10 protein-coding genes are annotated in these 10,387 nt (G+C 72.1%); 6 read left to right on the top strand and 4 right to left on the bottom strand.

From position 1 onward, the window contains the following. Positions 1–9 precede the first annotated feature (9 nt). Genes AB0F17_RS38560 through AB0F17_RS38535 form a run of 6 tightly spaced genes read left to right on the top strand, consistent with a single transcriptional unit; the run spans position 10 to position 6,580 of the window. Positions 10–1,383, top strand: coding sequence for a Wzz/FepE/Etk N-terminal domain-containing protein (locus AB0F17_RS38560; RefSeq protein ID WP_358033324.1), 1,374 nt, complete (start codon positions 10–12; stop codon positions 1,381–1,383). Next, complete coding sequence (locus tag AB0F17_RS38555) at positions 1,380–2,657, top strand: hypothetical protein (protein WP_358033322.1); 1,278 nt, start codon at positions 1,380–1,382, stop codon at positions 2,655–2,657. Before AB0F17_RS38560 ends, AB0F17_RS38555 begins: the two co-directional genes overlap by 4 nt. Beyond that, complete coding sequence (locus AB0F17_RS38550; protein ID WP_358033319.1) at positions 2,654–3,559, top strand: hypothetical protein; 906 nt, start codon at positions 2,654–2,656, stop codon at positions 3,557–3,559. The genes AB0F17_RS38555 and AB0F17_RS38550 overlap by 4 nt, the downstream gene beginning before the upstream one ends. 5 nt (positions 3,560–3,564) lie before the next feature. Then, on the top strand, positions 3,565–4,410 hold the full coding sequence (locus AB0F17_RS38545; RefSeq protein WP_358033388.1) for a sulfotransferase domain-containing protein: 846 nt from the start codon (positions 3,565–3,567) through the stop codon (positions 4,408–4,410). Next, positions 4,398–5,678 (top strand): polysaccharide biosynthesis C-terminal domain-containing protein, encoded by a 1,281-nt coding sequence (locus AB0F17_RS38540; RefSeq protein WP_358033315.1) that lies wholly within the window; start codon positions 4,398–4,400, stop codon positions 5,676–5,678. Before AB0F17_RS38545 ends, AB0F17_RS38540 begins: the two co-directional genes overlap by 13 nt. Further along, positions 5,675–6,580 carry a sulfotransferase gene (locus AB0F17_RS38535; protein ID WP_358033312.1) on the top strand — a complete coding sequence of 302 codons (906 nt, stop codon included), beginning with the start codon at positions 5,675–5,677 and terminating at the stop codon, positions 6,578–6,580. The genes AB0F17_RS38540 and AB0F17_RS38535 overlap by 4 nt, the downstream gene beginning before the upstream one ends. Here the strand turns inward: AB0F17_RS38535 and AB0F17_RS38530 are convergent. The 4 genes from AB0F17_RS38530 to AB0F17_RS38515 all read right to left on the bottom strand — a co-directional run bounded on the left by AB0F17_RS38530 (position 6,555) and on the right by AB0F17_RS38515 (position 10,306). After that, positions 6,555–7,181 carry a hypothetical protein gene (locus AB0F17_RS38530; protein WP_358033309.1) on the bottom strand — a complete coding sequence of 209 codons (627 nt, stop codon included), beginning with the start codon at positions 7,179–7,181 and terminating at the stop codon, positions 6,555–6,557. The two genes, AB0F17_RS38535 and AB0F17_RS38530, sit on opposite strands and share 26 nt — an antisense overlap. A 39-nt stretch (positions 7,182–7,220) precedes the next feature. Next, entirely contained in the window at positions 7,221–8,024 is an 804-nt protein-coding gene (locus AB0F17_RS38525) for a WecB/TagA/CpsF family glycosyltransferase (protein ID WP_358033306.1), read from the bottom strand. Positions 8,025–8,385: 361 nt separating this feature from the next. Continuing rightward, positions 8,386–9,306 carry a glycosyltransferase family 2 protein gene (locus tag AB0F17_RS38520; protein ID WP_358033304.1) on the bottom strand — a complete coding sequence of 307 codons (921 nt, stop codon included), beginning with the start codon at positions 9,304–9,306 and terminating at the stop codon, positions 8,386–8,388. Between the two features lie 91 nt (positions 9,307–9,397). Continuing rightward, positions 9,398–10,306 (bottom strand): sulfotransferase, encoded by a 909-nt coding sequence (locus AB0F17_RS38515; protein WP_358033302.1) that lies wholly within the window; start codon positions 10,304–10,306, stop codon positions 9,398–9,400. Positions 10,307–10,387 lie beyond the last annotated feature (81 nt).

The raw sequence follows: 10,387 nt of genomic DNA, 5'->3' as shown, positions 1-10,387 counted from the left end.
AGTGGGCGGATGCCCGCGACTCGTGACGCACAGTCGTCGATCGGCGACACCGCGCACATACTCCAAGGGAGATCCGCCCCAATGAGCCTGTCGCCGGACTACCCGGGCCGCCGCCCCGGCACCGACCTGGCGGAGCATCTCTCACTGTTGCGTAGACGCTGGCTGCCGTTCCTGGGACTCCTGCTGGCCGGCGGCACGGCGGGGCTGGCGCTGCTGCGGGTCACCCCGCCCGCCTACACCGCCACCACCGAGGTCCTGGTCGCGCCCGTGGGCGTCCAGGACCAGAACAACCAGGTGACCAACCGGCAGCGCGAACCGCTCAACCTCGACACCGAGGCACAGATCGCGCAGTCGTCCGTGGTGGCGGCCAAGGCCGCGAAGGAGCTCAAGACCGGCGCGCCCGAGCCCGTCGAGGTCTCGGTGCCGCCCAACTCGGCCGTGCTGTGGATCTCCGTCACCGCCGCCGACCCCGCCGTCGCGGCGGCCCAGTCGCGGGCGTACGCGCAGGCGTACCTGGCCAACCGCACCGAGAGCGCGCAGGCGACGATGACCGCGCAGCAGCGGGCGATGCTGGTCAAGCTCAGACAGGTCAACACCGCGCTCGACACCGTGATCAAGGAGCTCGCCCGGCTGGGCAAGGGCACCATCGAGCACACGATGGCCGCGCACCGGCAGAGCGTGCTCAACCGGCAGGCCTACAGCCTCACGCTCAAGTACGACGCGCTGAAGACCGTCGCGGTCACCCCCGGCTCGATCATCAGCCAGGCCACGCCGCCGACCGTGCCGAGCTCGCCCAGCCTGCCGCTCTACCTCGGCACCGGGCTCATGATCGGCCTGCTCCTCGGCACCGCCACCGCCTACGTCCGCGACCGGCTCGACACCCGGCTGCGCACCGCCGCCGACGTCGAGCGGCTGACCGGGCTGCCCGTCCTCGGCGACCTGTCGGACCCGCTGGCCCGGGGCGTGCCGCATGACCTGGCCGCCGCCGTGGTCGCCGCCTGCCCGGGCAAGCGGCTGCTGGTCAGGGCGATCCCGTCCGAGCTCGGCGCGACGCAGGTGCTCGTGCCGCTGGCCCGCACCGCGCCGCTGTCGCTGCTGACCGGCTCCGACGTGGGCGACCTGGCCCGGGCGGACGCGGCCTTGCTGCTGGTCGGGCTCGGCCGGGCCACCTCGGTGCAGACGGACGCCGCCGTACGCCATCTGGGCAGGCACAACGTACCGATCATCGGTGTGGTGACGACGACGGATCGGGCCCCGGGGCCCGATCCGCGGGCCGGCGCCTCGCTCGGCAAGCTGGTCGCCAGCGGCGAGCTGGAGCCCGGCCTGTCCGCTGAGACGGGTCCCATGACGGCGTTCCCCCACCCGCCGGGCACCTCGCCATGAGAGGCCCCGCGTGGCCGATCGGCGCGCTCCTGCTCGGCTATCCCGTGTGGTGGGCGCTCGGCTTCGGGGGCCTGTCGGTGATCGTCCTGGCGGCGCCCATGGCCGTCATCCTCTGGCGGCGCCGACCGATCCGGGTGCCGCGCGGGTTCGGTCTGTGGCTGCTGCTCCTGGCCGGTTACACGGTGAGCGCGCTGATGCTGGCCGACATGCCGCCCGACACCTACGGCGGCTTCAACGCCGGGCGGGTGATCGGCTACCTCATGCGGTTCGCGCTCTACGTGGCACTGTTGATCATGGTTCTCTACCTGGGCAACCTGACCGAACGGGAGCTGCCGCAGCTCAGGCTCGTACGGATGCTCGGCGTGCTGTTCGTCACGACCGTGGTGGGCGGGCTGCTCGGGGTGTTCTTCCCCCGGCTGGAGTTCACCTCGCCGGTGGAGCGGGTGCTGCCGGGCTGGATCAGCGACAACGCCTTCGTCCAGAACCTCATCCACCCCACCGCCGCCCAGACCCAGAAGGTGCTGGGCTACGCCTCACCCCGCCCCGAGGCGCCGTTCGAGTGGGCCAACGCGTGGGGCAGCAACGTGTCGGTGCTGCTGATCTGGTTCGTGGTCGGCTGGTGGGTGTACGGCGGAGGCGGGCGCAAGGCGGCGGCCATCGCCTTGACGGCCGTGGCCGCCATCCCGATCGTCTACTCACTCAACCGCGGCCTCTGGATCGGCCTCGGGCTGGCCGGGCTCTACCTGATCGTCCGGGTCGGCGGACGCACCAGGCTGGCCCTGTGCGCCACGGCGGTGGCGGCGACGCTGGCGTTCGCGCTCAGCCCGCTCGCCTCGCTGGTCGGCCAGCGCCTGGACAACCCGCACTCCAACGACATCAGGGCCTTCACCGTGTCGGCGACCATCGCGGCGGCCGCCCACTCCCCGATCATCGGCTACGGCAACACCCGCAACGCCATGGGCAACCACCGCACGATCACCACCGGCAAGACCGAGTGGTGCGGCGGCTGTGGCCATCCGCCGCTGGGCAGCGACGGGCAGCTCTGGCTGCTGATCATCACCCAGGGCTTCGTGGGGGCGGCGCTCTACGTGGCGTTCTTCCTGGGCGCGATCCGGCGCCACTGGCCCGACCGCAGCCCGATCGGGCTCGCGGGCGTGCTCGTCATGATCCTCGTGCTGCTCTACATGTTCGTCTACGACGGTCTGGTCACTCCGCTCAGCCTCTACCTCATCTCGTTCGCCCTCCTGTGGCGCAACGCCAGGGAGACCGCGTGAACGACGCGAACCGGCGGCTGCGCTATCTCGATCAGACGGTGCGCTCGCTCTACCCCGGCCCCGGCTCACCGCGCCCCTACAGCGTGCTGCCGCACCGGCTGCTGCCGCGCCGCCTGGCCCCCCGGCGCCGATGGCACGCGCTGCTGGGGCGCCGGGTCATGGTGCCCGTCGAGGGCTCGATCGAGACCCATCTGAGCGACGTCCTCGGCGGTCCCGTCGAGACCGTCCTCCACGTACGGCCGGCCGGCCGGGCCAACCGCAAGCCCGTCCTGGAGGCGCACCGCGAGGGCTCTGTCCTGGCGTTCGTGAAGGTCGGCGACACCGCGCGCACCCGCGAGCTGGTCGACGGCGAGGCCGCCGCGCTGCGGAAGCTGGGCGACCTGACGCTGAAGACGGTCATCGTGCCGGCCGTGCTCCACCACGGGCAGTGGGGGGAGTTCTCGATCCTGGTCCTGTCGCCGCTGCCGGTCCGGCGCGGCCGGGTCTCCGCCGCGCTGCTCGCCGACGCCGTCAGGGAGATCGCGGGCACCGGCGGCGCCGAGGGAGCGGCCTGGCACGGTGACCTGTCGCCCTGGAACATCGCCCCGTCCGGCGACGGGCGGCTGCTCGTCTGGGACTGGGAGCGCTACGCGGTCGGCGTGCCCTACGGGTTCGACGCCGTGCACCACTTCTTCCAGCGCGCACTGCGGCGAATGAACCCGCCCACGGCCGCGCGGGCCTGCCTGGCGCAGGCCCTGCCGGTTCTCGCGCCGCTCGGGCTGTCGGCCGCGCAGGCCAGGCGGACAGCCCTGCACTACCTCATCGCCCTGGCCGACCGGCACGCCGCCGACGGCCACGAACCCCTCGGGCCGCCGGACACCTGGCTCAACCCGCTCGTCGATCACCAGGAGTCAGTGACGTGAACACCATGAAGCAGTCGGTGCTGTCCGTCTCCCGGACCACCGGGAAGTTCACGTCGAGCGTGCGGATGCTGCCGTCGTTCCTGATCGCGGGGGCGCAGCGGTGCGGCACCACGTCGCTCTACCGGGCGCTGGCGCGGCACCCGCTGCTGCTCAAACCGGTGCTGCACAAAGGCGTCCACTACTTCGACGCCGACTACGGGCAGAGCCTGTCGTGGTATCAGGGGCATTTTCCGCTCCGGGCGGCCGCCGCGCGGCTCGCCCGCCGCCACGGCACGCACCCGCTGGCGTTCGAGTCGTCGCCCTACTACCTGTTCCATCCGCTGGCCGGGGAGCGCATCGCCGCCGACCTGCCCGGGGTCAAGCTCGTCGTGCTGGTCCGCGACCCGGTCGAGCGGGCATGCTCGGCGCACGCCCACGAGCTGGCCAGGGGGTACGAGACCGAGTCCGACTTCGAGCAGGCCGTGGAGCTGGAGGTGCCACGGCTTGCCGGAGCCGAGCAGAGCCTGCGAGCGCGGCCCTACTCCGTCCACCATTCGCACCGCCACCACGCCTACCTGGCGCGCGGCCGATACGCCGAGCAACTCGACCGGCTGGAGCCGCTGTTCGGCCGCGAACGCATCCTGGTGCTCGACAGCCACCGCTTCTTCACCGAGCCGGAACGCATGTACGACCGCGTGCTGGACTTCCTCGGCGTGCCGCGGCTGGGATATCCGGTGTTCGAGCGGCACAACGGGCGGCCGCTGCCCCGGCCGCTGCCCGACTCGGTCAGGCGGACGCTCAGGGACCACTTCGAGGTGTACGACACACGGCTCACCCGCTGGCTGGGGGGTGACCCGTCGTGGCGTCACTGACCGCACGTCCGGCGGGCCCGCTCGGGCAGGTGGCCAAGGGCGGCATCGCGGGCATCACCGGGGCCGCCATCAGCGCGGCGGCCCAGTTCCTGCTGGTCGTGGTCGTCACCAGGGCCTTCACCGCGCACCAGGCGGGCACCTTCTTCACCGCCACCGCCCTGGCCCTCATGATCGCCGGGGTGGCCAAGCTCGACGCGGGCAACGGCCTCATCTACTTCATCGCCCGCGCCAAGACCTCCGACTACCACGGCATTTCCGGATATATCCGGGCGGCACTCGTCCCGGTGGTCCTGGTCGCCACCGCCTTCGGAGCGGTCCTCTACCCTCGGCTCGGCCTCCTGGCCGCGGCCCTGCCGGTGATGGTCGTCGCCGACGTCCTGCTGGCCGCCACCCGCGGCTTCGGCGCCATGCGTCCCACGGTGCTGCTCGACGGGATGGCGCTGCCCGCGCTGCAGTTCCTGCTGGTCGCCGCCGCGGGCGTCGCCGTCAGGCCGCAGTGGCTGCCGTTCGCGTGGGCGCTGCCATACCTGCCGGTGGCGCTGCTCGCCGCGATCCAGTTGCGCGAACGCCTGCCGCGTACGCCATACCTGCCGGGAACCGGCCGCGACCTGTGGCGCTACACGGCGCCGCGCTCGGTGGCGGGCGCCATCCAGGCGGTGTTCCAGCGGCTCGACATCGTGATCGTCGCGGTGCTCGGCGGCCCGGTCCAGGCGGCCGTCTACACCGCCGCCACCCGGTTCAAGGTCGTCGGCCAGCTCGCCAACCAGGGCCTGGCGCAGGCCGTACAACCGCGGCTGGTCAGGGCGCTGGCCGACGGCGAGCTGGCGCGGGCGCGGGAGCTGTACCAGGCGGCGACGGTCTGGCTGGTGCTGCTCACCTGGCCGGTCTGGCTCGGATACGCCGCGCTGGCGCCGTGGCTGCTGCGGCTGTTCGGCGCGGGGTACGACGCCGCCGTGCCGGTGGCGCTGGTCCTGGCGGGCACCATGATGCTGGCGACGGCGTGCGGCATGGTCGACGTCGTCCTGACCGCCGCCGGACGCACCACGGCCAGCCTGCTCAACCTGGTGACCGCGATCGCCTGCACGGTCGTGCTGGACGTGGCGCTCATCCCGGCCCACGGCGCCTTCGGGGCGGTGCTCGGCTGGTCGGGCGGGATGGTCGTGAAGAACCTGCTCCCCCTCTGGCAACTGCACCACCGCTACGGCCTCCACCCCTTCGGCCGCCACAGCCTCCCGGCACTCCGCTTCCGCTCCTGGGCCACCGCATGACCGCTCCCATCCTGGTGACGGGCCTGCCCAGGAGCGGCACGAGCTGGACGGGCAAGATGCTGGCGGCCGGGGGCGACCTCGTCTACGTCAACGAGCCGCTGAACCCCCAGCATCCGCCCGGCCGCTGCCCCGGTGTCCTGCGGGCGCACGTCACCCACCGCTTCCAGTACATCTGCGACGACAACGCCGCCGGCTGGCTGCCCGCCTTCCGTGACACGGTCGCGCTGCGCTACCGCTACCTGGCCGAACTCCGCGCCAACCGCTCGCCGTACGATCTCGCCCGCATGGCGCGCTACGGTACGGCCTTCACGCTGGGCCGCCTGCTGGGCCGGCGCGCACTGCTCGACGACCCGTTCGCGGTGCTGTCGGCGGGCTGGTTCGCCACCCGCCTGGGCTGCAAGGTGATCGCGCTGACCCGCGACCCGGTGGCGTTCGTGGCCAGCTGGCAGCGACTCGGCTGGACCGTCTACTTCCACGAACTCCTCGAACAGCCCCTGCTCATCCGCGACCACCCCGAACTCCTGGAACTACGCGCCCTCATCGGCTCCCAGGACCGCATCGCCAAGGCGGCGGCCCTGTGGCGGGTCACCCGGTCGATCCTCGCGCGCACCCCGGACATCCTGCTGACCTCCTACGACGCCTTGGCCGCCGCACCCGTCCCGGGCTTCCGTGAGTTGTACGCCTACGCGGGCCTCGCCTGGTCACCCGCCGCCGAACGCCGCATCACCAGAGCCTGCACGGCCCCCGCCGGCGGTGGCAGCGCGTTCGCCTGGTCGGGCCTGTCCCGAACGGCCTTCCGCCCGATGAACTCGCGCCGCGCCCTCGAAACGGCCACCCTCGGTTTGACCCCCGCGGAGGCGTCTCGCGTACGGGCGCTCACTTCCGCAGATTTTCCGGCCTGAGGTGCATGGGCAGGTCCACGGCCACGCCGCGGCCACGCAGCAGCACCCACACCAGCCTGGTCTGCACGATCGCCGCGATCACGAACGCGTAGACGTAGAGGAAGAGATTCCCCACGAGCAGGGCGGGGACCGACAGCGGCAGCAGCGCGTAGATCAGCACCGGGCTCAGCACGCCCGTCATGTCTCCGGCCATGTCGAACACCCCAGCCGCGATGGCCCCCAGACAGAACACGCCATAACCCATGCTCACCCAGAAGGCCAGGCGGCCGCGTGAATAACGGCCGGTGAACTCGGTGATCGTCTCGTCACGCGCCCACGCGTGCCCGCCGACGGCACGGGGTTTGCCCCTGCTGAACCACCACAACGGCACCGCCTGCACCAGCCCGAGCCCGGTCAGCAGAGCGACGGCCACCAGGTCTTCGGAACTGAGAATGGGCAGCAGGAACATCACCAGGCTGGCCGGGAACGCGAGGATCGAGAGCAACCCTGCGAATGTTCTCGCGGCCGGGCCCACGATCGCGAGGACGGCCACCAGAACCAGCAGAGCGCAGTAGACGAGCATCAGCAGACCGACGAACCGGGCCCGGGTAGGTAATTTCACTGCGACACCATATGGGCCCGCGATCCGGCGGCAGAAGGCCTATTCGCCCGTGGTCCTGCCGCTTCCGGAGGAGGCCCTTTTCCTCAGGCAGCCACCCAGCAGCCGGGCCGCGAACGGCAGGTCGTCGATCAGATAGCGCCGGGCCAGCCGTCCGGGCTCGGTCGCCAGCCGGAACGCCCACTCCAGCCCCGCCCCCTGCATCCAGCCGGGCGCCCTGGGCACCGTCCCGGCGGCGAACGCGATCGCCGACCCGCACCCCACGAACCACGACCCCGGCAGATCCTCGCTCAGCCGCACGATCAGCCGATCCTGCCGCGGAAACCCGAGCCCGACGAACACCAGTCTCGGCCCTGCTCCCACGACTCTCCGCCGCACCCGCTCACGCGCGCCGTTCCCGTTCTCGAACCGGAACGGCGGCGCGTCCACGCCGCAGACCTGCAGCTTGGGATAGCAGGCAGTGAGCTCACGAGCGGCCGCCACGGCCGCTCCCGGCGGGCCGCCCAGGAGATAGATCGGCCACCCTCGGCGCGCGGCCAGCTTGCTCAACGACCAGATCAGGTCGGCCCCGGTGACCCGCTCGGGTATCGGCGTGCCGAGCAGTCGCGCCGCCCACACCAGCGGCATCCCATCGGCCACGACGAGGTCCGCGGAGTTGACGAGGTGGCGCAGTTTGTCGTCCTTTTCGACGGCCCGGCAGATGTCGACGTTCGGCGTCACGATCCGGCCGCCCCGCCCGGCCTCCAGTTCTCCGTCTACGTGCTCGACGACCTGCCGCTCGGTCAGCGGATCGACGGCAACGCCCCCGACCAGCACCCGCCCCGGCCGCTCCTTCTCCCCAGCCATCCCCCGCCCCTCTCCCGACGCCCCCGTGAGCCCCTTCTCGTGCCGATCCCCGTATCTGGACTCCTCGCGGCGGGGACGGGATGCGACGGCCCCGCCGAAGTGCGGAAGAGCGCCATGCCTCGACCCGCCCGCTCAGCCCGGACGCGAGACCGCGCCACGCCTCGACCCGCCCGCTCACGCCGGACGCGAGACCGCGGCACGCCTCGGCCCACCCGCTCACACCGGACGCGAGGTCGCGGCATTGCCCGCCCCATCTGACCGCTCTGGCAGTGAGGCGACGACGACATGGCCGTATCGGGGCGCTCGGACCGGCCACGAGACGGCGGCGGGGTGTGATCGCGGGAGGGAGGTCTGGGGTGGGTCAAATGCCGTGCCCCCGATCGTGGAGCAGGGCGAGGACTGCCCGTGCGGAGATGAGGCCGGCGGCGACGGCGAGGGCGATCGGCGCGCGGGGTTCGCCGATGCGGGAGGCGAACGTACGGAGGGCCCAGCGCCCGGCCTCACGGCGCCGGCCCAACGCGGCGTGGTGGAAGGCGAGTTGACCGTAGACCCGCGCTGCGCCTCGCGGGTCCACGGCCAGTTCGGGGTGACGGGCGAGCATCCATTCCAGCCCGGCGATGCGGTCGGCCCAGCCGGCGACATAGTGGGAATTGCCCCAACGGATACGTACAAGTGGGCGATCGATGTTCGCGATCGGATGCCGCTTGGCGGCGCGCAGGGCCAGATCCCAGTCCTCGTTCTGACCGGCCGGAGCGCTCTCGTCCACCCACATGGCGCCACGCCTGAACAGGAACGTCGACGAGTGCACCATCACCATGCGCGAACGCACCAGGTCGGCCACCGTGACCGTGTCGGTGCCCGCGAGCCGAGGCACCCGGCGCCGGCCGTACTCGACCTCGATGCCGCAACTCACGAACTCGGCGCCATCCTCGATGGCCCGCGCCTGTGCGGCGAGCTTGCCCGGCAGCCACACGTCGTCGTCGTCGCAGAACGCGATCAGCTCGGTGTGACAAGCGGCGATCCCGGTGTTACGCGCGCCCGGCAGACCGGTGCTGAGCACGTTGGGCAGGACGAGAACACGGTGGTGGACGCCCGTGCCGTTCTCCTGCGCGGCCACCTTGGCCACCTGCCCGGCGACGGCGGCGGGATCGCCACCGTCGACGACGATGGCCAGCGAGATCCGCCCGGGGTAGTCCTGCGCCAGGACGGCTCGGGTGGCCGCCCGCAGTTGTTCGGGCCGGTCTCCCCTGGTCGGGATCACCACGCCGACGGACGGGCTCATGCGGCACCCCCTTCGAGAGGTACGGCCCACGTCGCGGCGTCGGCAACCGGTCCACGAGGTACGGATCGCACCCTGGCGTCGCAGCTCCGAGTCATGCCATTGCCTCTCCGTAGCCGTACCTCAACCTGAGCGGCCAGGTGAGCGCGGCGACCAGCCGCCGGTGGTGGCGCGACAGGCCGGAGCGCCATGAGTCGTCCCGCCGTAGTTGGACCGGGCCGACGGTGAAGCGCATGGGGTTGCCCGAGGCGGTGTGGGCGGCGGTCAGCCGGGCGGTCGTGCCGGTGAGGAACGGCAGCGCCGTGGCCAGGCCCAGAGTGCCGGCCAATGTCGCCAGGGCGGCCGCTGGGTCGGCCAGGAGGTCCTCGTAGCGGAGCCTCGTCACCTGGACACCGCGAGCGGCGAGGAGGTCCAGGGCGAGGTTCTGGGCCGTCCAGTGGGCTGCCGTGCGGGCGGGGCCCCAGCGGGTCATCGGGCGGCCGTCCTCGGGGCGTTCGACGGTCTTGCGCCAGGAGTGGGCGACGGCCCGCGGGTCTCTGACCACGTGGACCACGTGCACGTCCACCCCGGCCGCCGCCAGGCAGAAGGCCAGGGAGGCGTGCTTGCCGGAGTCGACGACGACCGATGCGCCGGCGGTGACGGCCGCGGCGTCGTAGAGGCGCTGGTAGATGCCGGTGTATTCGGCCAGATCCGGGTGGCCGATGCGGGGGATCCTGCGCGTGCGGTCGACGCGGTGCCGCAGGGCGAGGACGCGTTCGGCCAGAGCCGGTGTCCATCCGCCGAACGCGCTCTCGCCGACTTCGCGCCAGAACGGGCAGGCCGGGAAGGGGGCGCCACAGCCGCACGGCTCGCCGCCCAGCACCCCTCTGGCCCAGAGATGGACGACCTCGCCCAGGGGTGCCACGCCCGGGATCTCGCCGAGCAGTCTTTCGAGCAGCGTGGTGCCGCTACGGCCGAGGCCGCCCAGATAGATCACCCGGGAGGCGGTCGAACGGTGAGTCACGGGGGACGGCTTTCGCGCGAAGAATACGGACCGTGGAGAGGCTAGCGCGGAGAGTAATCATTCCATCCGTGAAACGGCAAA

This window comes from Nonomuraea sp. NPDC026600, from assembly GCF_040638335.1.
Classification (GTDB): domain Bacteria; phylum Actinomycetota; class Actinomycetes; order Streptosporangiales; family Streptosporangiaceae; genus Nonomuraea.
The sequence above is the reverse complement of the archived record's forward strand: the minus strand, read 5'-3'. Positions and strand labels throughout refer to the sequence as shown.

Excerpts from the sequence above, each read along its gene's own strand:
- AB0F17_RS38560 (WP_358033324.1), top strand. The coding sequence starts at position 10 with ATGCCCGCGACTCGTGACGCACAGTCGTCGATCGGCGACACCGCGCAC.
- AB0F17_RS38555 (WP_358033322.1), top strand. The coding sequence starts at position 1,380 with ATGAGAGGCCCCGCGTGGCCGATCGGCGCGCTCCTGCTCGGCTATCCC.
- AB0F17_RS38535 (WP_358033312.1), top strand. The coding sequence starts at position 5,675 with ATGACCGCTCCCATCCTGGTGACGGGCCTGCCCAGGAGCGGCACGAGC.
- AB0F17_RS38545 (WP_358033388.1), top strand. The coding sequence starts at position 3,565 with ATGAAGCAGTCGGTGCTGTCCGTCTCCCGGACCACCGGGAAGTTCACG.
- AB0F17_RS38525 (WP_358033306.1), bottom strand. The coding sequence starts at position 8,024 with ATGGCTGGGGAGAAGGAGCGGCCGGGGCGGGTGCTGGTCGGGGGCGTT.
- AB0F17_RS38520 (WP_358033304.1), bottom strand. The coding sequence starts at position 9,306 with ATGAGCCCGTCCGTCGGCGTGGTGATCCCGACCAGGGGAGACCGGCCC.